Origin of the sequence: Bradyrhizobium diversitatis (genome assembly GCF_016031635.1) — a bacterium.
Taxonomy (GTDB): domain Bacteria; phylum Pseudomonadota; class Alphaproteobacteria; order Rhizobiales; family Xanthobacteraceae; genus Bradyrhizobium; species Bradyrhizobium diversitatis.
The window spans coordinates 101,314-124,867 of record NZ_JACEGD010000003.1; the positions used below are offsets into that span (position 1 = coordinate 101,314).

21 protein-coding genes are annotated in these 23,554 nt (G+C 64.2%); 11 read left to right on the forward strand and 10 right to left on the reverse strand.

The window, feature by feature from the left end:
* Nucleotides 1-6 precede the first annotated feature (6 nt).
* Genes coaE through H1B27_RS03505 form a run of 3 tightly spaced genes read right to left on the reverse strand, consistent with a single transcriptional unit; the run spans nucleotide 7 to nucleotide 2,092 of the window.
* On the reverse strand, nucleotides 7-606 hold the full coding sequence (coaE, locus tag H1B27_RS03495; RefSeq protein WP_061880044.1) for a dephospho-CoA kinase: 600 nt from the start codon (nucleotides 604-606) through the stop codon (nucleotides 7-9).
* A 23-nt stretch (nucleotides 607-629) separates the two neighbouring features.
* Nucleotides 630-1,238: a Maf family nucleotide pyrophosphatase gene (locus tag H1B27_RS03500; protein WP_197965021.1), complete on the reverse strand. Its 609-nt coding sequence runs from the start codon at nucleotides 1,236-1,238 to the stop codon at nucleotides 630-632.
* Nucleotides 1,239-1,246: 8 nt separating this feature from the next.
* Nucleotides 1,247-2,092, reverse strand: coding sequence for a pyruvate, water dikinase regulatory protein (locus H1B27_RS03505; RefSeq protein WP_061880046.1), 846 nt, complete (start codon nucleotides 2,090-2,092; stop codon nucleotides 1,247-1,249).
* 521 nt (nucleotides 2,093-2,613) lie between these two features.
* On the opposite strand from H1B27_RS03505, the gene hemJ reads away from it, so the two are divergent.
* The 7 genes from hemJ (at nucleotide 2,614) to H1B27_RS03540 (ending at nucleotide 11,320) form a co-directional block, all read left to right on the forward strand.
* Nucleotides 2,614-3,036, forward strand: a complete 423-nt coding sequence (gene hemJ, locus H1B27_RS03510; RefSeq protein WP_028181379.1) for a protoporphyrinogen oxidase HemJ — start codon at nucleotides 2,614-2,616, stop codon at nucleotides 3,034-3,036.
* 249 nt (nucleotides 3,037-3,285) lie between these two features.
* Nucleotides 3,286-4,551: a transcription termination factor Rho gene (gene rho, locus H1B27_RS03515; protein ID WP_061880048.1), complete on the forward strand. Its 1,266-nt coding sequence runs from the start codon at nucleotides 3,286-3,288 to the stop codon at nucleotides 4,549-4,551.
* Nucleotides 4,552-4,863: 312 nt separating this feature from the next.
* A complete protein-coding gene (gene mnmE, locus H1B27_RS03520; RefSeq protein WP_197965022.1) occupies nucleotides 4,864-6,222 on the forward strand; it encodes a tRNA uridine-5-carboxymethylaminomethyl(34) synthesis GTPase MnmE in 1,359 nt (452 codons plus the stop codon).
* 510 nt (nucleotides 6,223-6,732) lie between these two features.
* A complete protein-coding gene (gene mnmG, locus H1B27_RS03525; protein ID WP_197965023.1) occupies nucleotides 6,733-8,613 on the forward strand; it encodes a tRNA uridine-5-carboxymethylaminomethyl(34) synthesis enzyme MnmG in 1,881 nt (626 codons plus the stop codon).
* A 138-nt stretch (nucleotides 8,614-8,751) separates the two neighbouring features.
* Nucleotides 8,752-9,393, forward strand: coding sequence for a 16S rRNA (guanine(527)-N(7))-methyltransferase RsmG (gene rsmG, locus H1B27_RS03530; protein ID WP_197965111.1), 642 nt, complete (start codon nucleotides 8,752-8,754; stop codon nucleotides 9,391-9,393).
* Between the two features lie 28 nt (nucleotides 9,394-9,421).
* Nucleotides 9,422-10,288, forward strand: a complete 867-nt coding sequence (locus tag H1B27_RS03535; protein WP_197965024.1) for a ParA family protein — start codon at nucleotides 9,422-9,424, stop codon at nucleotides 10,286-10,288.
* Nucleotides 10,289-10,435: 147 nt separating this feature from the next.
* Entirely contained in the window at nucleotides 10,436-11,320 is an 885-nt protein-coding gene (locus H1B27_RS03540; RefSeq protein ID WP_197965025.1) for a ParB/RepB/Spo0J family partition protein, read from the forward strand.
* A 214-nt stretch (nucleotides 11,321-11,534) separates the two neighbouring features.
* Here the strand turns inward: H1B27_RS03540 and holA are convergent, their stop codons facing one another.
* The 3 genes from holA to leuS form a co-directional block, all read right to left on the reverse strand.
* Nucleotides 11,535-12,563, reverse strand: a complete 1,029-nt coding sequence (gene holA, locus H1B27_RS03545; protein WP_197965112.1) for a DNA polymerase III subunit delta — start codon at nucleotides 12,561-12,563, stop codon at nucleotides 11,535-11,537.
* Between the two features lie 129 nt (nucleotides 12,564-12,692).
* Entirely contained in the window at nucleotides 12,693-13,244 is a 552-nt protein-coding gene (lptE, locus tag H1B27_RS03550) for an LPS assembly lipoprotein LptE (RefSeq protein ID WP_197965026.1), read from the reverse strand.
* Complete coding sequence (gene leuS, locus H1B27_RS03555) at nucleotides 13,231-15,867, reverse strand: leucine--tRNA ligase (protein ID WP_197965027.1); 2,637 nt, start codon at nucleotides 15,865-15,867, stop codon at nucleotides 13,231-13,233. Before leuS ends, lptE begins: the two co-directional genes overlap by 14 nt.
* 190 nt (nucleotides 15,868-16,057) lie before the next feature.
* On the opposite strand from leuS, the gene H1B27_RS03560 reads away from it, so the two are divergent.
* Nucleotides 16,058-17,104 carry a GGDEF domain-containing protein gene (locus tag H1B27_RS03560; protein ID WP_197965113.1) on the forward strand — a complete coding sequence of 349 codons (1,047 nt, stop codon included), beginning with the start codon at nucleotides 16,058-16,060 and terminating at the stop codon, nucleotides 17,102-17,104.
* Here H1B27_RS03560 and H1B27_RS03565 read toward each other — a convergent pair.
* Nucleotides 17,101-18,804 carry a diguanylate cyclase domain-containing protein gene (locus H1B27_RS03565; RefSeq protein ID WP_061880056.1) on the reverse strand — a complete coding sequence of 568 codons (1,704 nt, stop codon included), beginning with the start codon at nucleotides 18,802-18,804 and terminating at the stop codon, nucleotides 17,101-17,103. The two genes, H1B27_RS03560 and H1B27_RS03565, sit on opposite strands and share 4 nt — an antisense overlap.
* 109 nt (nucleotides 18,805-18,913) lie before the next feature.
* Here H1B27_RS03565 and H1B27_RS03570 point away from each other — a divergent pair, with 109 nt between their 5' ends.
* The gene (locus H1B27_RS03570) at nucleotides 18,914-19,603 is read left to right on the forward strand and encodes a YggS family pyridoxal phosphate-dependent enzyme (RefSeq protein ID WP_197965028.1); all 690 of its coding nucleotides are present in this window, start codon (nucleotides 18,914-18,916) and stop codon (nucleotides 19,601-19,603) included.
* Between the two features lie 139 nt (nucleotides 19,604-19,742).
* On the opposite strand, the gene H1B27_RS03575 is transcribed toward H1B27_RS03570, so the two are convergent.
* Both H1B27_RS03575 and H1B27_RS03580 read right to left on the reverse strand, forming a co-directional pair.
* Nucleotides 19,743-20,528 carry a 2-keto-4-pentenoate hydratase gene (locus tag H1B27_RS03575; protein WP_197965029.1) on the reverse strand — a complete coding sequence of 262 codons (786 nt, stop codon included), beginning with the start codon at nucleotides 20,526-20,528 and terminating at the stop codon, nucleotides 19,743-19,745.
* 6 nt (nucleotides 20,529-20,534) lie between these two features.
* Nucleotides 20,535-21,104 carry a L,D-transpeptidase family protein gene (locus tag H1B27_RS03580; protein ID WP_197965030.1) on the reverse strand — a complete coding sequence of 190 codons (570 nt, stop codon included), beginning with the start codon at nucleotides 21,102-21,104 and terminating at the stop codon, nucleotides 20,535-20,537.
* A gap of 200 nt (nucleotides 21,105-21,304) precedes the next feature.
* Between H1B27_RS03580 and H1B27_RS03585 the strand changes: the two genes are divergently transcribed.
* A complete protein-coding gene (locus tag H1B27_RS03585; RefSeq protein ID WP_024338712.1) occupies nucleotides 21,305-21,991 on the forward strand; it encodes a response regulator transcription factor in 687 nt (228 codons plus the stop codon).
* Nucleotides 21,992-22,051: 60 nt separating this feature from the next.
* Entirely contained in the window at nucleotides 22,052-22,495 is a 444-nt protein-coding gene (locus H1B27_RS03590) for a Crp/Fnr family transcriptional regulator (protein ID WP_061880060.1), read from the forward strand.
* Nucleotides 22,496-22,637: 142 nt separating this feature from the next.
* Here the strand turns inward: H1B27_RS03590 and H1B27_RS03595 are convergent, their stop codons facing one another.
* Nucleotides 22,638-23,453, reverse strand: coding sequence for an exodeoxyribonuclease III (locus H1B27_RS03595; protein WP_061880061.1), 816 nt, complete (start codon nucleotides 23,451-23,453; stop codon nucleotides 22,638-22,640).
* Nucleotides 23,454-23,554: the final 101 nt, after the last annotated feature.

Here is a 23,554-nt window from a genome sequence, read left to right on the forward strand (position 1 = left end):
GGCGAATCAGGCTCGCCGCTGCGGCATCTTAACGACCTCGGCCAGAATGTGCGCGATTTGCGCCCGCACCGGCTCAAGTCCGTGTGACGTATCCACCACGAAATCGGCGCGCCGGCGCTTTTCGGCATCCGGCGTCTGCTTGGCGATGATGGCGTCGAGCTTGGCTTCGTCCATGGTGCCGCGCGCCAGCACCCGCTGGCGCTGGAGCTCCGGCGACGTCGAGACCACGACCACGGCGTCCACCCGCTTGTCGCCGCCGGTCTCGAACAGCAACGGGATGTCCAGCACCACGACCGGCGCCTTGGCGGCCTCGGCGTCGGCGAAGAATCTCTGCCGGGAGGCGCCCAGCATCGGATGAACGATCTGCTCGAGCTGCTTGATCGCGGCAGGATCGTGCACGACGCGCGCCGACAGTTTTGTGCGGTCGACCTTGCCGTTGACGGTGGTGCCGGGGAAGGCGGCCTCGATCGCGGGAGCCGCTTCGCCTTCATAGAGCTGATGCACGGCGGCATCCGCATCGTAGACGGGCACACCGGCCTCCGCGAATAGTTTCGCGGTGGTGGATTTGCCCATCCCGATCGAGCCGGTCAGTCCGAGGATCCGCATCAAGCCATAGCCATGTCTGTCAGTCACACTGCAACTAGCCGCTCGCGGCGCAGGAACGCAAGCAGCGGCAGCAGTGGCAGGCCGAGAATGGTGAAATGATCGCCCTCGATCCGCTCGAACAGATGGATGCCGAGGCCTTCGAGCTGATAGGCGCCGACGCTGGTCGTGACGGCATCGCCAGCGGCGGCGAGATAGGCCGAAAGCTCGGCCTCGGTCGTCTCTCTCATCGTCATGCGGGCGACCGACACGTCCTCGAAGACAATCTTGCCGTCACGCGCAACGGCCACGGCCGAATTCAGCTCGTGGCTCTTGCCGGCGAGATCGCGCAACTGCGCCAGCGCCTGTGCGCGGCCTGCGGGCTTGTTGAAGAGACGCATCCCGAGAGCCAATGTCTGATCGGCGCCGATCACGTAGCTTCCTGGATGACTCGCCGAAACCGCCCTGGCCTTTTCTCGCGCCAGCAACAGGGCGATCTCGCGCGGGTTTGAGAGTCGCGATGCGGCCTGAATGCCGCGCTCGTCGATATCGGCCGTCACGGCCTCGAATTCGAGCCCGGCATTGGCCAGCAGCATTTTGCGCGCGCTGCTTTGTGAGGCCAGGATCAACGGAGATGTGCCGCGCCACAGAGCCATGGCGGAAACTATTCCGAGGGCCGGTTGCGCTGGCGATCACTATAGAGCTTCATGATCGCCGCCGCGGTTTCCTCGATCGAGCGGCGCGTGACGTCGAGCAGCGGCCAGTCGTGCTTGGCGCTGAGCTTGCGAGCGAACGCGACTTCCTCGGTGACCGATTGCTTGTCGGTATAGGTGTCGCTGCCGCTGCCGGATTCAGCGCCCATGGAGAGCAGGCGATTCTGCCGGATCTGGATCAGGCGTTCCGGCGTCGCGTGCAGGCTGACGACCAGCGGGCGCGTCAGCGTCTCCAGTTGCGAGGGCACCGGAATGCCTGGAACCAGCGGCACGTTGGCGGTGCGGATGCCGCGATTGGCGAGATAGATCGAGGTCGGCGTCTTCGACGTCCGGGATACGCCGACCAGGACCACGTCGGCTTCGTCGAGACCTTCGACGTGCTGACCATCGTCATGAATCATCGTGTAGTTCAACGCGTCGATGCGCTTGAAATATTCCGCGTTGAGAACGTGCTGGGCCCCGACACGTCCGGTGGTTGCAGCGCCGAGATAGGCTTCGAACAGCTGCATCACCGGGCCGATGATCGACAGGCTTGGAACGTTGATCTGCTTGCACTTGTCCTCGAGCCTCGCGACGAGATCCTTTTCGAGCAGCGTGAACAGTACGATTCCCGGCGCTTCCTCGATCTCATCGAGCACACGGTCGAGCTGCTTCTGGCTGCGCACCAGCGGATAGACGTGCTCGACGGGCGTCACGTTGGCGTATTGGGCCGCGACCGCGCGCGCCACGGTGATGAGCGTCTCACCCGTGGAGTCCGAGACCAGATGCAGATGGAAATAATTGTTCGAGGTCGGCACAGAAACTCTTTGTATGAGGGCGGGGCGGTTTGTGGATTTCTGTGGAGCTTAACCCCTTGGAAAGGGATGTGCGACACCAGGGGCGGGACAACGGCCAATTTTCTTCACACCAGTGCCCGTCAGGACAAGTCCGGCACCCTCCGACGAGGCGAGCGGGATTGCGCGGATAACCCTCTTGATAAGCTGCCGACGGGGAACCGCAAGCTCTTGAGTCCGGGCGGCTTATCCGAATGGCTCAAGGCCGCGCAGGATATGTTGATGGATGTGAACAAGCGCGTGCGAAGCGGCGGACGGAATTGTGTGAGTCCAATCCACGGTCACTAAGACTCAAACCTTAAGATTCTAAAATTTTTAGGTTTAGAAGAGCCGAGCACGCGGATATGTGTGTGCACCCAAATCTATGAATGAATTCTTACCGAGCTCGTTCCATCCACTGTCCGGTGAGACAGGGCGCGTTCGAACGACATGGATCCCGTTAGCGTCCAGAAAACGCGTCAGGCAAGACACGGAAGGCTGCCGGAATGTACGAGTGGATCAAGGCGCTGCACGTGATCGCGGTCATCTCCTGGATGGCCGGCATGCTCTATCTGCCGCGGCTGTTCGTTTATCATTGCGAGGCGGAGATCGGCTCGAAGCAGTCGGAAACGTTCAAGGTCATGGAACGCCGGTTGCTCAAGGCGATCATCAACCCGGCCATGATCGTGACCTGGCTGGCCGGTCTCTATCTCGCGTGGTCCGGTCATTGGTTCGCATCGCCCTGGTTGCACGTAAAACTGGCATTGGTCCTGGCGATGTCCGCGGTCCACGGCTTTTTTTCCCGTTGGCTGAAGGATTTCGCCGCCGACCGGCGCCCGCGGAGCCAGAAATTCTATCGAATAATCAATGAGGTGCCGACCGTTCTGATGATCTTCATCGTCATCATGGTGATCGTGAAGCCGTTCTAGGCATCGCGCCGACGATTCGCTCAGCGCTTCGGCTTGCGGAGCTGGAAGCGATTTTCTATATTGTCGACATCCCACCCAACGCAGGCGGATGTGGTTGTGTCCGGGCTTTCCAGAAGCCGGATACCGCATCAGGTTTGAAGCCTCCCGGCGCTCACCTTGCCAGTCCTGCGGACCTTACCTTCTCGCGTCCGCATTTCAGAGCCTCCTCGCACCCCCCTCTTCTTAAGGCTACCCCACAGGACCACCCCAATGCGGGAAATTAAACTCCAGGACCTCAAGTCGAAAACCCCGGCCGAGCTCGTCTCGTTCGCGGAAGAGAACGGGGTCGAGAACGCAAGCACCATGCGCAAGCAGGAGCTGCTGTTCGCCATCCTCAAGCAGCTCTCGCTCGCCGAGACCGACATCGTCGGCGAAGGCGTCGTCGAGGTGCTCTCCGACGGCTTCGGCTTCCTCCGCTCGCCCGATGCAAATTATCTGCCGGGCCCCGACGACATCTACGTGTCGCCCTCGCAGATCCGCCGTTTCGGCCTGCGCACCGGCGACACCATCGAAGGCCATATCCGCAGCCCGAAGGAGGGCGAGCGCTATTTCGCGCTGCTGAAGGTCAACACGCTCAATTTCGAGGACCCGGAAAAGTCCAAGCACAAAGTCAATTTCGACAACCTCACGCCGCTGTTTCCGAATCAGCGCTTCCGCATGGAAATCGACGATCCGACGCGGAAAGACCTGTCCGCACGCGTGATCGACATCGTCGCGCCGATCGGCAAGGGCCAGCGCGCATTGATTGTCGCGCCGCCGCGCACCGGCAAGACGGTGCTGATGCAGAACATCGCGCACTCGATCACGCACAATCATCCCGAATGCTATCTGATCGTGCTGCTGATCGACGAGCGTCCGGAAGAAGTCACGGACATGCAACGTTCGGTGAAGGGCGAGGTCGTGTCCTCGACCTTCGACGAGCCGGCGGTGCGCCACGTCCAGGTCGCCGAGATGGTGATCGAGAAGGCCAAGCGCCTGGTTGAGCACGGCCGCGACGTCGTGATCTTGCTCGATTCGATCACCCGCCTCGGCCGCGCCTACAACACCGTGGTGCCGTCATCGGGCAAGGTGCTGACCGGCGGTGTCGACGCCAACGCGCTGCAGCGCCCGAAGCGGTTCTTCGGCGCCGCCCGCAACATCGAGGAGGGCGGCTCGCTAACCATCATCGCGACCGCGCTGGTCGATACCGGCAGCCGCATGGACGAAGTCATCTTCGAAGAGTTCAAGGGCACCGGTAACTCGGAACTGATCCTGGACCGCAAGGTGTCGGACAAGCGCACCTTCCCGGCGATCGACATCTCGCGCTCCGGCACCCGCAAGGAGGAGCTCATCACCGATCCGCAGGTGCTCAAGAAGATGTACGTGCTCCGCCGCATCCTCAATCCGATGGGCACGATGGACGCGATCGACTTCCTGCTCGACAAGCTGCGCTCGACCAAGAGCAACTCGGAGTTCTTCGACTCCATGAACACCTGAGTGCGGTGCAGCAAAGGATTGCAGGGCGCCTTCGGGCGCCCTTTTGTTTGCGGCTTTGCTGCAGCGTAATTGCAGCATGGAGGGTTGTTTCCTGTCCGGATCGCGGCGGTCATTAATTTATTGATATCGCAAAGAAAAGCTGGAATTTGACTCGGCCTGGGTTCTCTCGGGTTGGGCACTTTTGCAGCAAAATGCTGCAATAATGCTGCGTTGCAGCATAAGTATGGCGACATAATTTAGTGCAGCAAATCCTCCGGTTGGCCGGCGGAAATCGGAAGTTTGCCTTTTCGCCAGGAGGCGGACAAATAGGCCATGCATCCGAGAGACCAGACCATTTTTGCGCTGTCATCCGGCCGGGCGCCCAGCGCGATCGCGGTGGTGCGCGTGTCGGGCTCGCAGGCCGTCCGGGTGCTGACAAGGCTCGCGGGCCGGCAGCCGGCGCCGCGACAGGCAAGCCGCCGGTTGCTTCGTGACGGCGCGGGCCAGCCGATCGACGATGCGGTGGTGCTCTGGTTTCCGGGACCGGCCAGCGCGACCGGCGAGGACGTCGCCGAGTTTCACGTCCATGGCGGACGTGCGGTGCTTGCGGCGCTCCTTGCGGATATTTCGACTATTCCGAATACGCGCGCGGCGGAGCCGGGCGAGTTCACGCGGCGCGCATTCGAGAACGGAAAACTCGACCTCACCGAAGCCGAGGGTCTCGACGATCTCATCCATGCCGACACCGACCGGCAACGGCGCCAGGCGCTGCGCCAGTTGCAGGGCCTGCTCGGCGATCGCGCGCGCGACTGGCGCGAGCGCATCATCGAGGCGTCCGCGCTGATCGAAGCGGGCATCGATTTCTCCGACGAAGGCGACGTGCCGGCCGAATTGATGGCGCCGGCAGTCAGGGCAATCCAAGCCCTGTATGACGAAATCTCGAAAGTCCTTGCGGCACAGGGACAAGCTGAACGTCTGCGCGACGGGCTGGTGGTGGCGATCGCGGGCGAGCCGAATGTCGGCAAGTCGACCTTGATCAACCAGCTCGCGCGGCGCGATGTCGCGATCGTCTCGCCTCATGCCGGCACCACGCGCGACGTGATCGAGGTGCAGCTCGATCTCGACGGTTACCCCGTCACTGTCATCGACACCGCCGGCATTCGCGAGACCAATGATCCCGTGGAGCAGGAGGGCGTGCGTCGGGCGCGTGCGCGAGCCGGGGATGCCGACCTGGTCCTGTGGTTGGTGGAGGGCGGGCAAGCTGTCGACCCGGAAGCCATGCGCTCGCTTCGGAGATCCGGCGACGGTGCTGTTTCGCCGGGCGGCTTGGTCTGGATCGTCCGCAACAAGATCGATCTCGGTGGGCGCGAGGACCCCGTGCCGCCTGGCGAGTTCCCGATCTCCGCGAGCCGGGGCGACGGCATTCCGGAACTGGTCGAGGCCCTCGTAATGTTTGCCGCCAACTTCTTCGGGACAACGGAAGGCGCCTTGGTGACCCGGGCGCGGCAGCGTGATTTGCTGCGTCAGGCGTCGGACAGCTTGCGCCGGAGTCTGGAGCTTGTAGAAGAGGGCGAAGAGCTGGCGGCCGAAGAGCTGCGCGCTGCGGCCTATTCTCTAGGCCGGCTGCTGGGTCGGGTGGACGTTGAGGACGTCCTCGGGGCTATCTTTCAGAAGTTCTGCATTGGAAAGTAGGGCTAGTTCTTCATTGTAGCACTAGGATTTGTTCCATTCCTTGTGTTTCACGTGAAACAGTGGCGGGGAATTCCTACGGCCCGTTTCACGTGAAACACCGGCGGATCGTTAGGCTCTAATACACTCGCTCATTGCACGACCTGGGGGCTCACTTATAGGGGTGGACGCCAGGGCCGCTGGCCGCGATTCCGTCATTGCGAGGAGCCCTTGCGACGAAGCAACCAACCGTCCGTACACGGCATGCTCTAGATAGCTTTCGCCGCGCTCGCATAAGGTGTGAGGTGCTGATCTCCTTTTCTCGATGAATCGCCCAGGAGCATCCGCGCAATCTACCCCGGCCCATGGTTCGTTTTGGCGTCGTGAAACAACAGCATCTTCAACGCTCTTCTACTGTGCATGGGGTTGTTTCGCGAGAACCGGCATTGGCCACCAGCACCTGTGTCACGTGAAACAGGTCCGGCCCTGAGTTTCCACTTCCGGCCTTTTCCGCTCTGAGATAGAAGTCCGACCATGCGAACAGAGCGAGCAAGCTTCGACGTCATCGTGATCGGCGGCGGCCACGCCGGCTGTGAGGCTGCTGCTGCGGCGGCGCGGATGGGCGCGTCGACCGCTCTGGTGACGCACCACTTCGCGACTGTGGGCGCGATGTCCTGTAATCCGGCCATCGGTGGTCTCGGCAAGGGTCACCTGGTCCGCGAAATCGATGCTCTCGATGGTCTGATGGGTCGCGTGGGCGACGCCGGCGGCATCCAGTTTCGTGTTCTCAATCGGCGGAAGGGGCCGGCCGTCCGCGGTCCGCGAGCCCAGGCGGACCGGAAGCTCTATGCGGCCGCCATGCAGGCCGCGATCCGGGAGACCGAGGGCCTTTCCGTCATCGAAGGCGAGGCCGACGAGTTGATCGTGGCCGAAGGGCGGGTCACAGGTCTTCGCCTGGCTGATGGCCGGGAGCTGCGGGCAGGGGCGGTTGTGGTCACCACCGGCACATTCCTCCGCGGTCTGATCCATCTCGGTGAGAAGAGCTGGCCCGCCGGCCGGGTCGGCGAAGCTCCTGCGATGGGCCTTTCAAGCTCCTTCGAGCGTTCCGGCTTCACCCTCGGACGCCTCAAGACCGGCACGCCGCCCCGTCTGGACGGCACCACGATCGACTGGTCCGCCGTCGAGATGCAGCCCGGGGACGAGCCGCCGGAGCCGTTCTCGGTCCTGACGGAGCGGATCACGACCCCGCAGATCCAGTGCGGGATCACCCGGACCACGGCCGCGACCCATGAGGTGATCCGCGCCAATGTCCATCGCTCTCCGATGTACTCCGGCCAGATCAAGAGCTCGGGTCCGCGCTATTGCCCCTCGATCGAGGACAAGATCGTCCGCTTCGGCGACCGCGACGGCCATCAGATCTTCCTGGAGCCGGAAGGGCTGGACGATACGACCGTCTATCCCAACGGCATCTCGACCTCGCTGCCGGAGGAGGTCCAGCTTGCGATCCTCGCCAGCATTCCGGGCCTGGAGCGGGTGAAGATGGTGCGGCCGGGCTATGCCATCGAGTACGACCACATCGATCCCCGCGAGCTCGATCCGACCCTGCAGACCAAGCGCCTGCGCGGGCTGTTCCTGGCCGGGCAGATCAACGGCACCACCGGATATGAAGAGGCCGCCGGGCAGGGTATCGTGGCTGGGCTGAATGCGGCATTGTCCGCCAGTGGGGCCGCGCTGATGGTGTTCGATCGGGCTGACGGCTATCTCGGCGTCATGATCGATGACCTCGTCACCCGCGGCATCAGCGAGCCCTATCGGATGTTCACCTCCAGGGCCGAATATCGTTTGACGCTGCGGGCTGACAATGCGGACCAGCGCCTGACCGAGAAGGGCATCGCCTTGGGATGTGTCGGCAGTGCCCGTATCAGGCATCATCGCGCCAAGATGGATGCTCTGAATGCAGCCCGGACGCTGTCGAAGTCCCTGACCATCACCCCGAACGAGGCTATCAAGCACGGACTCTCCCTGAACCGGGATGGCCAGCGCCGGTCGGCCTTCGAGCTGATGGCGTATCCGGAGATCGGCTGGAGCCAGGTCCGCGCGATCTGGCCGGAGCTGGCGGCGATCGATCCGGTCATCGCCGCCCATCTCGAGATCGATGCGAAATACGATGTCTATCTGGAGCGCCAGAGCGCCGACGTCGAAGCGTTCAGGCGCGACGAGGGGATGGTGCTCTCGGACATCGATTACCAGCGGGTCCCGGGTCTCTCCAACGAGGTCCGGGCCAAGCTGGAGAAGGCCCGGCCCTTCACCGTCGGCCAGGCTGGCCGGATCGATGGGATGACACCGGCCGCCCTCGGCATCCTCGCGGCCTATCTGCGCCGTGAAGCCCGGAGAACTTCCAAGGCAATTGCATAGGCGTTTCACGTGAAACAGCGCGGACCGGGCGGGGACAGGCCGCTATCGCGACGAGGCGGAGCAGGCGCCGCCGTGCGTCCATCCGACACGACACCGGGTCGACCGAAGATCGACAAGGCCAGCGCCAACGATCAATCGCTGGACGCGATCATTGCAGCCGACAAGACCGCGGCGCTCAAGCTTGCTCCCGTTTCACGTGAAACCGAAGCCCGGCTCGATCGCTACATCGCGCTGCTGCGCGAGTGGCAGGCCAAGACCAATCTGGTCGCGCCTTCGACCTTGCCGCATCTCTGGACGCGGCACATCGCCGATTCGCTTCAGCTGATCGATCTCGCACCGACCGCAAGACGTTGGGCCGACCTCGGCAGTGGCGGCGGCTTCCCCGGTGTCGTCCTGGCCTGCGCCATGGCCGGGACGCCCGGCGCGAGCGTCCACCTCGTCGAGCGAATCGCCAAGAAGGCGGCCTTCCTGCGCGAAGCGATTCGCGTCACCGCATCTCCGGGAGTCGTACATCTCGCTGAGATCGGGGATAATGTGGATAGAATCACCGGCCCCGTCGATTGCGTCACCGCACGCGCACTGGCTCCGCTACATCAACTCATCGGCTTTGCGGAGCCGCTGATGCGCCAGGGCGCAAAGGCGCTGTTTCCGAAGGGTCAAGATGTAGAGGCTGAATTGACCGAAGCCGCTAAATATTGGAATATTCAACCTCAGCTCCATCGAAGCCGCACGGGTGACGGCTGGATCGTGGAGCTGACGTCCGTCGAACGACGCGGGTGAGGCGTTCAGGGGTGAGTGGGGAATTGCGATGAGCGTGATTGACGAACCGCAGCAAGAACAGCCGGCCCAAGAGGCCAACGAGGTCCCGCATGGCCACCCGCGCATCCTGGCGCTGGCGAACCAGAAGGGCGGTGTGGGGAAGACAACCACAGCGATCAATCTCGGCACGGCGCTCGCGGCGATCGGCGAGCGCGTCCTGATCGTCGATCTCGATCCGCAGGGCAACGCCTCGACCGGCCTCGGCATCGATCGCCGCAACCGTTCCTGCTCGACCTACGACGTGCTGGTCGGCGAAGCCGCATTGCGCGAGGCGGTGGTCTCGACCGCGGTGCCGCGGCTGCACATCGCGCCCTCGACCATGGACCTCTCCGGCCTCGAGCTCGAGCTCGGCACCACGCCCGGCCGCGCCTTCAAGCTGCGCGATGCCATCGGCGCGCTCAACAACAACGTCTCGCCGGACGCCGACTACACCTATGTGCTGATCGACTGCCCGCCCTCGCTCAACCTGCTCACGGTGAACGCGATGGCGGCCTCCGACGCGATCCTGGTGCCGCTGCAATGCGAGTTCTTCGCGCTCGAGGGTCTTTCACAATTGCTGCAGACGGTGGAGCAGGTGCGTTCGACGCTCAATCCGAACCTGTCGATCCACGGCATCGTGCTGACCATGTTCGACTCGCGCAACAACCTCTCGAACCAGGTCGTCGCCGACGTCCGCCAGTTCATGGGCGAGAAGGTCTACAAGACCATGATCCCGCGCAACGTGCGCATCTCGGAAGCGCCGTCCTACGGCAAGCCGGTGCTGGTCTATGATCTCAAATGCGTCGGCAGCGAAGCCTATTTGCGGCTCGCCACCGAAGTGATCCAGCGCGAGCGCGAGTTGCGCACGACGCATTGAGGCTGCGTAGGGTGGGTTAGCCGAAGGCGTAACCCACCACTGTCTATCTCCGTGGAAACAGAGGAGGTGGGTTACGCTTCGCTAACCCACCCTACGATTCGAAATTCAGTTCTGGAGTGCTGCACCGTGAATCCAAGGGAGCTGGCGATGGCCGACGAAGCGCGTTCGCGACTGGGCCGAGGTCTTGCGAGTCTGATCGGTGACGTCGGCGGCGAGGCTCAGCATGTCGATCGTCCGCGCGCGCAGCGCAAGGTTCCGATCGAGTTCATCAAGCCCAACCCGCGCAACCCGCGCCGTACCTTTTCGGAGGCCGAGCTCAAGGAGCTCTCCGACTCCATCAGGCAGCACGGCGTGATCCAGCCGATCGTGGTGCGTCCGGTGAAGGGCGCGCAGGATCGCTACGAGATCATCGCGGGCGAGCGGCGCTGGCGCGCCTCGCAGCTCGCCGGCCTGCATGACGTGCCGATCGTTCCGGTCGACATCAGCGACAGCGACGCGCTGGAGTTCGCGATCATCGAGAACGTGCAGCGTGAAGACCTCAACCCGATGGAAGAGGCGCAGGGCTATCACGCGCTCGCCAACGAGTTCAAACGCAGCCAGGACGACATCGCGAAGGTCGTCGGCAAGAGCCGCAGCCACGTCGCCAACATGATGCGGCTGACGAAGCTGCCGGCCGAGGTGCAGGCCTACATCGCGACCGGCGAATTGACGGCGGGCCACGCCCGCGCGCTGATCGGCGTGCCGGATCCGCTCGCCGCCGCCAAGCGCATCGTCGAGGAGGGGCTCAACGTGCGCCAGGCCGAGGCGCTGGCACATGAAGAGGGCGTGCCCGAGCGCAAGCCGCAGAAGGCGCGCGCCGGCGTGAAGGAAAAGGACCCCGATACGATCGACCTCGAAAAGCGCGTCAGCGACGCGCTGGGTCTCAAGGTCACCGTCAATCACCGTGATCCCGGCGGCTCCGTGCAGATCAACTACCGCAACCTCGATCAGCTCGACGAGGTGATGAAGCGGCTCGCCAAGGGCGCGCTGTAACGCCGCTGTCCCGTGCCGCGGGCACTGATCTCCACCCGTCATCCTGAAGTGGCCGCTTCTTCGGCGGCCCTCGAAGGGCGACGGCCCGGCTGTAGCAGCGCGGCCTTTCATCCTTCGAGGCTTCTGGCACGATGCGCAGCATCGTGCCACTCGCGCCTCAGGACGACGGATTTGGCCCCTTGCTTCGTTGCGTTCGCAGTGACGCGGAGAGAGCTCAGCCCCGCCGCTTCGCGTTCGCGGCGATTGACATCAGTGCGCGCTGGGCTATCGCCGCGGCGAGGGTGGACTGCTTGCGGGTGTCGAGCGCCGCGGTTGCGAGCTGCTCGATGATGGCGGCAAGCCGCGCCGGGCTGAAATTGCGCAGCGCGGTTTCGACCGCGGGCTTTCGCGAAAAATGCAGGCGTGGAAAGCCGCCGTCGAGCACGGCGGAGGCCGGCGTGCCGTCGGCGATCGCGAGCGCGGATTTGTGCAGCCACGCAGCCTGCCGCAGCGCGGCGGATATGATCACGCCGGGATAGGTGCCGGCGATCATGGCCTTGGCGAACTCGGTCTCGACGATGTCGGGCCGTCCGGCAAAGGCGCCGTCGACGATCGGATCGAGCTTCAGCTCCGACGCATCGGCGACCACAGCCATGACGTCATCCAGCGTGACCTCGCCCTTGCCGTGAGCATAGAGCGTCAGCTTGCGCAGCTCGTTGCGCGAGGCCTGGCGGTCGCCGCCGAGAAAGGACATCAGCGCCGCGCGGGCGTCCTGCGCGATGCGCAAATTCGCGATACGGAGCTCGTCCTCCATCAGCCTGGCCAGATCGCGCTCAGTGTCGGGATAGCAGCCGATCGCCACGGCCGTCTTGGCGCGCTCGCAAGTCTTGCGCAGCGGCGATTCCGGGCGAAGCTCGCCGGCCTCGATCACAATGCGGCAATCCTTCACGTTCATCTCGGCCAGCGTCTCGATGCCGCTGGCAAAGCTGCGCGAGCCGGCGCGAACGCGGATGGCGCGGCGGCCGCCGAACAGCGGCACCGTCATGGCTTCGTCGACGAGGCGCGAGGGCTCGGCGGAGAGCTCGTCGCCGTCGAGCTTGACCAGCGAGAACGGATCGTTGGGATCGTCGACGGCTGACGCGATCAGCGCATCGGCGCGCTCGCGCACGAGGCCGGCATCGGGACCGTAGAGAAGGATGATCGGACGGCCCGCATCAGGACGGGCGAGGAAAGCGTCGATCTCTTTTCCGCGCAGCGCGACCATGGTCCAGATTGTCATTCCGGGGCGCGCGTGGCGCGAACTACGGTGCGCAATTGCGCACCAGAGAATCCAGAGGTTCAAGATCGAGATTCCGGGTTCGCCCTTTGGGCGCCCCGGAATGACGGGAGCAAACTAGGTGCCCGCAGTGAAGAACGAGGCGAGCCGGGTGGAGATGTTATCGGCGATCTCGTTGGCGGCGCGATCCTCGGCATCACGTACGGCGCGGGTGCGCGAGAAGCGCTGATAGGACCCCGGCATGTCATAGGACACGCGCGAGAATGTCGAGCCGGTCATGACAGACTTGCCGGTCGCGACGTCGATCAGATTGTACTGGGCGTCGATGCCGAGATTTTCGCTGGTCGGCAGTCCGGTCGCGGCGCTGACGATCAGCGAGGAGCGGCTGGTGGTGAAGCGGATATCCAGCCGGTGGGTCGGCGGCATGCCCGTCGCCGTGCCGTAAAGCTTGAAGGCCAGTGCGTTACGGATTTCGACGCCGACGCGGGCCTCGCGCGAAGCATTGGGCTTGCTGATCGGGGGTAGCTCGACGCCCATCAGCCTTTCGCGCAGACCGGGGGTGCCGTCGGTGCGCTCGGCATACATCGGCTGGAAGCAGCCTGCCGTCAGCGCCGCCAATGCAGCGACTGCCAGCAAGCGGGCTGCGATACGGATCCTAGCCGACAACATTCACGATCCTCTTGGGAACGATGATCACCTTGCGGACGGGCTTGCCGTCCAGGGCCAGCTTTACCGCATCGAGGGCCAAAACGGCAGCCTCGATTTCCGGATTCTGGGCCGCTGTTGCAACTGTGACCTCACCCCGCTTCTTGCCGTTGACCTGGACCACCAGGGTCACGCTGTCTTCGACCAGCAAATCGCGTTCGATTTGGGGCCAATCGGCTTCCGAAACCAGCCCCTTCTGGCCCAGAACCCGCCAGCACTCCTCGGCCAAATGCGGCATCATCGGAGAGAACAACTGCACCAGGATCTGGCTGGCCTCCCGGATCGCCCAGGCCAGATCCGGCGCCAGGTCGGCTGCGGGCTGTCCCGGGCGCTGCAGCACCTCCGAGAACGTATTGGTGAATTCGCGGATATGGGCGAGGCAGACGTTGAAGTGCAGCCGTTCGATGCCGGTTGTGACCTTGTCCAGCGCGCCGTGCGCGGCCTTGCGCAAGGTGGTCGCGTCCGGGCCGAAGCTGGCCGGCCGGGCCGTCGGCGCGCCGTTGCCGAGTTCGACGGAATCGTTCACCAGCCGCCACAGCCGCTGCACGAAGCGCGAGGCGCCCTGGACGCGCTCGTCGCTCCAGATCACGTCGCGGTCGGGCGGGGAGTCCGAGAGCATGAACCAGCGGGCCACATCGGCGCCGTAGGTCTCGATGATGTCGTCGGGGTCGACCGTGTTCTTCTTCGACTTCGACATCTTCTCGATCGGGCCGATCTGGATGTCCTCGCCGGTGGCGAGCAACGTTGCGCGGCGCCCGTTGCCGCCGACCTCGATCTTCACCTCGGCCGGCTGCACATAGGTGCCGTCGGCCTTCTGGTAGGTCTCGTGCACCACCATGCCTTGCGTGAACATGCCGGCGAACGGCTCGTCCAGCGCGATGTGCCCGGTCGCCTTCATCGCGCGGGTGAAGAAGCGGCTGTAGAGCAGATGCAGGATCGCGTGCTCGACGCCGCCGATATACTGGTCGACCGGCAGCATCCGGTTGGCGACCGCAGGCGTCGTCGGCGCGTTCTCGTTCCAGGGATCGGTGAAGCGCGCAAAGTACCAGGACGAATCCACGAAGGTGTCCATGGTGTCGGTTTCGCGCTGGGCCTTGCCTCCGCATTTGGGGCAGGTGACGTGCTTCCAGGTCGGATGATGATCCAGCGCGTTGCCCGGTCTGTCGAAGGTCGCGTCGTCCGGCAGTACCACCGGCAGGTCGGCGTCCGGCACCGGCACCACATCGCACTTCGGGCAATGGATGACTGGAATCGGGCAGCCCCAATAGCGCTGGCGCGAAATTCCCCAGTCGCGCAGTCGGAAATTCACCTGACGCTCGCCGATCGGCGCGTTGCCGCGCAGCTCCGTCTCGAGACGCTTCGCCACCTCTTCCTTGGCCTGCTCGATGGTCATGCCGTCGAGGAAGCGCGAATTGATCATGCGGCCGTCACCGTCATAAGCGGTGTCGGTGATCACGAAGGTCTTGGGATCCTGGCCTTCCGGGCACACGACGGGCGTGTTGCCGAGATTGTACTTGTTGACGAAGTCGAGGTCGCGCTGGTCGTGCGCCGGGCAGCCGAAGATGGCGCCGGTGCCGTATTCCATCAGCACGAAGTTCGCGACATAGACCGGCAGCTTCCAGGACGGATCGAACGGATGCACCGCGCGGATGCCGGTGTCGAAGCCCTGCTTCTCCGCGGTGTCGATGATCTCCTGCGCGGTACCGATCTTCTTGATCTCCGCGATGAACTCCGCGAGCCTAGGGTTCTTCGCAGCTGCTGCCTGCGCCAGCGGATGATCTGCCGAGATCGCCATGAATTTCGCGCCGAACAGCGTGTCGGGGCGCGTCGTGAAGATCTTCAGCTCGCTCTCGCCGGCCGGCGTCGTCGCCGGGTCCAGAGCGAAGCGGACCAGCAGGCCCTCCGAACGGCCGATCCAGTTGCGCTGCATCAGCCGCACCTTGTCGGGCCAGCGGTCCAGCCCGTCCAGCGCGCTCAAGAGTTCCTGCGAGTACTTCGTGATCTTGAAGACCCACTGGTTCATCTCGCGCTGCTCGACCACCGCGCCCGAACGCCAGCCGCGGCCGTCGATCACCTGCTCGTTGGCGAGCACGGTCATGTCGACGGGATCCCAGTTCACCTTGCGCTTCTCGCGCTCGGCAAGCCCTGCGCGCAGGAAGTCCAGAAACATCTTCTGCTGGTGCTTGTAATAGGAGGGATCGCAGGTTGCGATCTCGCGGCTCCAGTCCAGCGACAGCCCGATCGAGCGGAGCTGCTTCTTCATCGCGGCGATGTTGTCGTAGGTCCAGGCCTTCGGGGCGACCTTGCGCTCGATCGCGGCGTTCTCGGCGGGCAGGCCGAAGGCATCCCAGCCCATCGGATGCAGCACGTTGAAGCCCTTGGCGCGCATGAAGCGGGCCAGCACGTCACCCAGTGTGTAATTCCGGACATGGCCGATATGGATGCGCCCGGAAGGGTAGGGGAACATCTCGAGCACGTAATATTTCGGCCGCGGATCGTCGTTCCTGGAGACGAAGATCGCCTGCTCGTCCCAGAGGCGTTGCCAGCGCGGTTCGGCGTCGCGGGCGTTATAGCGTTCGGAGGTCATGGAATCGTTGGGTTTTCGTGGGTTCGGCCGTCTCAAGACGGCGGACTAGGCCATAGAAGACCTCAGGGGGTCAATGGGTTGCCGCGTTCTGGAACTTCGGCCGCGCCTCCGCATAACTACGAGGGCCCGCGTTGGGGCGTGATTAAGGGGTCGATGCCAATTTGCGGCCCGACAAGGCCGCATGACCGCAATGGATTCCAGCTTCGACGATCCCGATTACGACTATGCCGCGTCCATCGCCGGACGGGCGATGCGGAGCATGGCCGAACAGCGCATTGCGCCGACTCCGGCCAATTTCGCGGTCTGGTTCCAGTATTTCGCAGGCAGTCATGACGATCTGCGCAATGCGATCGATCTCCTGATCGACCACAATCGTCCCTTCGATGCGCGAACCAATCAGGACCTGTTCGAGACCTACGTCGCGCCCCAGGCGAGTGCCGCCGCGGTCGACACTTCCGAGCGGCTGCAGGCGCTCATGGGGGCCGCGAAGGAATTTCTGACGACCGCGATCGCCGACAATCATTCGCAGATGCAGGTCATCAGCGAGGTGGCCGACCAGGGCAAGGCCGGCGTCGATCCAAAGCTGCTGGTCGCCCAGCTCATGAACGAGCTGGCGCGGGCCGCCACAAGGGCGACGCGGCTGGAGGCAGGCTTTGCGGAAAAGACCCGCGAGCTCGACGTGATCCGCGATTCGCTGTCGAGGTCCGAGCAGCGCGCCCGGACCGACATGTTGACGGGGCTGGCGAACCGGCGGGCCCTCGACGAATTCCTGCGCAAGGCGCAGACGACTGCCGAATGGGGCGAGCCGCTCAGCGTGCTGATGCTCGATATCGACTACTTCAAGGCCTTCAACGACAATTTCGGCCATGGCGTCGGCGACCAGGTGCTGCGCCTGATGGCGAAGGTGCTGCGCGAGAAAGTCCGCGAGCAGGATCTGCCGGCCCGCTATGGCGGCGAGGAGCTGATCGCGGTGCTGCCGGACGCCGATCTTGGCGCATGTGCCGAGCTCGCCGAACGCATCAGGCGCGCGATTGCCGAATGCACGATCACGCGCCGCTCGACCGGCGAGATCCTGCCGAACATCAGCGTGTCGATCGGCGTGGCGCAGTACCGGACCGGCGAGGCGATCACCGATCTGATCGAGCGTTGCGACCGCGCGCTCTATCTCGCCAAGAGCGGCGGCCGCAATCGCGTCGTGACGGAGGTCGACCTCGAGCGGGCCGGGGCCGCGGGCTAGGCGCTGGCCACCATCATCATATCAGCCGCGCCGGTCTCGATCGCCTGCACGCCGTGCTCGACGACATTGTTGCGGCCGCGGTGCTTGGCGGCATAGAGCGCGGCGTCGGCGGCTTCGATCAGGTCGCCGGGACGCAACGACTCGTTCGGCTTTGTCGCGGCAACCCCGATCGAGACCGTGACGATCATGTGGTTCGAGGTGATGTGCGGCAGGCAGAGTCTCAGCACGGCCGCCCGCACCTGTTCGCCGATTTCGGCGGCGCGCATCACGTCGGTATTCGGCAGCAAGAGGCAGAATTCCTCGCCGCCATAGCGAGCCGCAAAGCCCATCGTGTCGGCGGCGATGCCGGACAGCGACTCGCCGAGCCGGGTCAGGCAGGAATCGCCTTCGAGATGGCCGTAAGTGTCGTTGAACAGCTTGAAATGGTCGACGTCGATCATCAGGAGCGCGAGGTCGCTGCCGTATTGCTGCGCGCGCATCCATTCGAAATCGAGCCGGCTCTGGAAACCGCGGCGGTTGGCGAGCCCCGACAGCATGTCGATCGAGGCCATCACCGTCAGCCGGTCGTTGCTCGCTACCAGCTCGCGCTCGCGCTGGCTCAGCTGCGCAGCCATCGCGTTGAAGGCGCGGGCCAGCGGAACGAACTCGGCCGGCAGCCGATTGCGTGCCGCGCGGGCCGACAGGTCGCCCTCACCGAGACGCTTGGCCATGTCGACGAGCATCTCGATCGGCTTGATGACGAGTTTCTCGGCGGCAATCAGCGCGCCGAGCAGGACGAACACGACGACGAAAGCGAGCTGCAGATAGGCGGTGCGGATCTCGCGGTTGACCGCGGCTGACACCTTGTCTTCATCGATGCTGGTGATCAGGCGGGCATTGGTGCCGGCGATGCGGATATAGCTGACCGCGCGGCGGGAGCCGTCGGCGGCGAGGAACGACAGTGAACCCTCGTCCTGGTCGGACCGCAGCGCCTTGTCCGCGATCGCGGACATCAGCGGCATGTTGTCGAGGGGACGGCCGACCGTGCTGTGCTGATCGGCGGGCGCCGCCAGCACGGTGCCCGCGCTGTCGACCAGCACCGCGGTGATGCCGGCGCGGCCGCCCAGATTGCTCATGACCTTCGACATCCAGTCGAGATTGACGGTGGCGAGCACGACGGCATCGGGCACCCCGCTGAAGGCCGAGACCGGATAAACCGCCATCACGGTCGGCGAGAGCACCGGCCGCGACAGGATGAAATCGCTGAGAACGAAGCGGCCGGTTTGCTGTGCCTGCTGGAAGTAGGGCCGGTCACTGAGATCGAGCCCGACATACATGTTGTTGGTGGCGCATTGGATGCGCCCGTCCTGGCCGGCGATCAAAAGCGTGCGGATCCAGGGAAGGCTCGACGGCAGGCTTGCGCGCAGCACGTCGCAGCTCTTGCTGATGCCGCCGGCGGAGGCGCGGATGAAGGCTTCCGATTTCAGGATGGTCTCGACCGACGAGATCACCTCGCGTTGCGCATCGGCACTGTGCCTTGCCACCGTGGTGAACTCGGCCGCAGCCTGCGCGATCTGCCGCGCACGCGTGTCTTCGAGCGAGCGGATGCGCTCGAGCATTAACGGCGCCACGAGAATGACCGCAAGCAACGCAAGCCGCGCCCGGATTCCCAGAACCTGCTTGAGTTTCGCGCGTTTGCGGTTGAGACTGACGCTTGCCATCTTCGTTACCCACCCCATGGGCCAAGGTAAAGCGAAGGGTTCAAAAACTGTTTCTTGAACTCGGTAAAATTGGACTTAACTCGGGCTACGATCCCGGCCAAGAGACGTCATGACAGAAGCCATCGCCGCGCCGGTAACCGGCCATTCACCAAACGCGCTCGCCGCGGTCGAAGCCGAAATCGCCCGCGCCTGCACGGACGCGCGGCGCGACCGCGCCTCCGTGACGCTGGTCGCGGTGTCCAAGACTTTCGCCGCCGATGCAATTATCCCGGTCATCGCCGCCGGACAGCGGGTATTCGGCGAGAATCGGGTGCAGGAGGCCAAAGGCAAGTGGCCGGCCTTAACGTCTGTTTACCCCGATATCGCGCTGCATCTGATCGGGCCGCTGCAATCCAACAAGGCGAAAGAGGCGGTCGCGCTGTTCGACGCGATCCATTCGGTCGACCGCCCGAGCATTTGCCAGGCATTAGCCAAGGAAATCGAATCCCAGAACAAGCACCCGCAGCTCTTCGTCCAGATCAATACCGGCGAGGAACCGCAGAAGGCCGGCGTCGCGCCCGGCGAGGCCGACGCCTTCCTCGCGAGCTGCCGCGACACCTATGGGCTCACCATCTCCGGACTGATGTGCATCCCGCCGGTCGACGAACCGCCGGCAGCGCATTTTGCCCTCACCGCCAAGATCGCCGCGCGCAACGGATTGAAGAACCTCTCGATGGGCATGAGCGCCGATTTCGCGACCGCGATCATGCTGGGCGCCACCCATGTGCGCGTGGGGTCTGCGATCTTCGGGCACAGGTAGTCGCCGTCAGCGAGGGCCGTGCCCCAACCGAGTTCTTGAGTTCGTCATTGCGAGCGTAGCGAAGCAATCCAGGATCTTTCCGCGGAGGTAGTCTGGATTGCTTCGTCGCAAGGGCTCCTCGCAATGACGGCGGAGCTGTCTACGCAAACCCCACCGACACTTTGCCCAGCACCCCAAAGTCCACCGCAAGATGATCGCCGGCCGCAATCGGCAGCGGCGGATGGCACGTGCCGGTGGTCACCACCTGCCCTGCCCGCAAGGTGATGCCGAGCCCGGAGAGCTCATTGGCAAGCCAGGCGAGCGCAACGCGAGGATCGCCGAGCACGTTCCTGCCGTGACCGACATAGCGCTCGCCACGCAGTGTGATTTGCGGCCGTTCCTCGATGAGATCCATCGCCCGCCAGTTCGCGATCGTCGGTGCACCCAGCACGAACAGATGGGCGCACGCGTTGTCGGCGATGAGCTGCGCCTCGCCCGCGCTGACGAAATCGGCAAAGCGCGAATCGGGAATCTCGATCGCGGGATGCAACGTCTCGATGGCGGCAAGCACCTCGTCGACGGTGTATGGCGCCGCGCGCGGCGGCAGATTGCGTCCCATCCGAAAGGCGAATTCCGGCTCGCCGACGCGCATCTCGTTGCCCTTCATCGGCGCAGCCCCGCCGTCAGCGATCACGGTGTCGCTCATGATGCGTCCGGCCATGGGGCCTGCGACATTGATGTGCTTCTGTCCGGCCTCGCTGGTAGCCGCGATCTTCCAGCCGAACAATTTGCCGCTCGATTGTCGTTCGAGCGCGGCCTGGATGGCGTAGCCCTCGGCGCGACTCTGTGGCTGCAACCGGACCTCCAGTGCGTCCAGCTTGGTGCCGTCGCGCCAGTGTTGAACCAGAACCTGCGAAGCGGCGGCGATCTGATCCTTGTCGAGCATGCACCCTCACCCGATGATGATTCGTGTTCGCGGGCCCAGGCGCCGCAGCAATTGCAGCATCGCAGACTTCGTCATGGAGACGCAGCCCGCGGTCGGGCCGAAATTGTCGCGGGCGAGGTGCAGGAACACCGCGCTGCCGCGGCCGGCGATGCGCGGTCTGGTGTTGTGGTCGATCTCGATGATGAAGTCATAGAGGTGGTCGGCCCGCTTGAGCCGGTCACCGCCCTGCCCCTCGCCCAGCCGGATGCCCTGATTGTAATGGCGGTCCCGTGGATCCTCGCACCAGGCGTCTGCGCCGGTGATCTTCCGGGCCGGCAAGAACGTCCGGGGGCGGCCGTGCCGGTCGCCCCGCCACCACAGCCGCCTGGGACGGAAGCTGCCCCTGGGGGTGCCGCCATCGCCCTCGCGCTTGTTGGCGAGAATGCCGCCCCGCCCCAGCGCAACCGGGATGGTCATCGCTCCGGCCGTCAGCCAACCCCTGCGCGGATTTCCGGCCGCAGCCTTAACGCGGATCGCGGAGAGCGGCCCGGCGCGTCGATTCCTGGCGTAACCAACTGAAGTTGCTTTGTTTTTCATGTGAACGTGCAATGTCGAATTCATTACAGGACATTCATCAAATCGCCCTGCTATTCTGGGTTAGAGTGCTTGCGGCTTGTGAATCGGTAACAGCCCACTACTTCAACACGAACAACAATAAAACGGCGACCCTAAACTTCCCTCGCGGCTGGGTGCGGCATGGCTGCGCGCCGAGCCGGACCCTAAAAGGATGACCTCCCATGCCCAATGCCCGCAAGATCCTGATCGTGGATGACGACACCGATCTGCGCGACACGTTGGTGGAGCAATTATCGCTACACGAAGAATTTGAAGCCTCCGCGGTCGACACCGGCGCCAAGGGCGCGAGCGCCGCCAAGGCCAACTCCCCCGATCTGGTTTTGATGGATGTCGGCCTGCCCGACACCGACGGCCGCGAGGTGGTCCGCTCCTTGCGCAAGGGCGGTTTCAAGGCCCCGATCATCATGCTGACTGGGCACGACACCGATTCCGACACGATCCTGGGGCTGGAATCCGGCGCCAACGACTATGTCGCAAAGCCCTTCCGCTTCGCCGTACTGCTGGCCCGCATCCGCGCCCAGCTCCGCCAGCACGAGGCCAGCGAGGACGCGGTGTTCTCGGTCGGCCCCTACTCCTTCCGTCCCGGCTCGAAGATGCTGACCGCGGCCAATGCACGCAAGGTCCGCCTCACCGAGAAGGAAACGGCGATTCTCCGTTTCCTCTACCGGGCCGGTCAGATGCCGGTATCGCGCGAGACCCTGCTCCAGGAGGTCTGGGGCTACAATTCCGGCGTCACCACCCACACGTTGGAAACCCACATCTATCGGCTTCGCCAGAAGATCGAGAAGGACGCCGCCAACCCCGAGATCCTGGTCACCGAAGCCGGTGGCTACAAACTGGTGCCGTGATACGTTCCGGAAACGCGCGATTCGTCGTAAATTGGCGCGTTCCTCAAGCCACGGACCGGAATGTCAATCGACGACGACGTAGCGCTTCTCGAGCGTGTCCCGACACTGCGCCTGTTGGGAGACGCCTCGTTGCGCATGCTGGCGATCGGTTCCGAGCAGCGTGACTTCGTCCGCGGTGACGTCCTGTTCGATCTCGGCGACGCCGCCGATGCCGGCTTCGTGGTCCAGCGCGGCGCCTTCAGGGTCGAAGACGGCGCCGGCGCCGAAATGATCGCCGGCCCCGGCTCGCTGATCGGCGAGCTCGCACTGGTGGTGCCGATGAAGCGGCCATCGCGTGCGATCGCGCTGGAGCATTCCTCCGTCATCCGCGTCGCACGCAGCCTGTTCCAGCGCGTGCTGGAGAGCGACCCCGCCGCCGCCGTGCGCCTGCGCGACGAATTCGCGGTGCGCTCCAGCCAGATCGCCAGCGATATCCTGATGGCCGGCGCGAAGCTGACGTCTTGAGTCTCTTTGTTGTCATTCCGGGGCGCGACGAAGTCGCGAGCCCGGAATCCATTCATCCACCGGATGTGTCGCCAGATGGATTCTCAGGTGCGCAATTGCGCACCATAGTTGGCGCTGCGCGCGCCCCGGAATGACAGCGGGGCTACACTTCCAGCGTCACCGTCACAGGCACGTGGTCCGATGGCCGCTCCCAGCTCCGCGCATCGCGCAGGATCTTGAAATCGCTGACTGCGTCCTTCAGCGCACGCGAGACCCAGATGTGATCGAGCCTGCGGCCGCGATCGCCGACGGTCCAGTCGGCGGAACGATAGCTCCACCACGTATAGACCTTCTCCGACATCGGGATGCGCTCGCGCGCGACGTCGATCCATTCGCCGGCGGCAATCGCCGCCTTCAGCTTCTCGGTTTCGACGGGTGTGTGCGAGACGACTTTCAGAAGCTGCCTGTGCGACCACACGTCGTTCTCGTGCGGGGCGACGTTGAGGTCGCCGACCAGGATGTGGCGGTCATCGCCGCGCGGATGCAGCGGCTCGCACGCCTTCATCTCGTCGAGGAAGCGAAGCTTGTGGTCGAACTTCTCGTTCAGCGCGGGATCGGGAATGTCGCCGCCGGCGGGCACGTAGAAATTATGCAGCACCAAAGGCTTTGCGATGCCCGCCTTCTCGCCGAACGACACCGAGATGTGGCGCGAATCCACCTTGTCGCAGAAGGTGCGGATGTCCTTGGACTCGAAGGGAATCTTCGAGACTATGGCGACGCCGTGATAGCCCTTCTGCCCGTTCAGCGCGACGTGCTCGTAGCCGAGCCGCTTGAAACGCTTGAGCGGAAAGGCGTCGTCGATGCACTTGGTCTCCTGCAGGCACAGCACCTCCGGCCGCGCGCTCTTCAGGAATTTCGCGACCAGGTCGATGCGCAGCCGCACCGAATTGATGTTCCAGGTTGTCAGGGAAAGACGCATGGGGACGATCTAACAAACTCCATCCGTCATGGCCGGGCTTGACCCGGCCATCCACGTCTTTTTGTCGGAGCCAAAAACGTGGATGCCCGGGACAAGCCCGG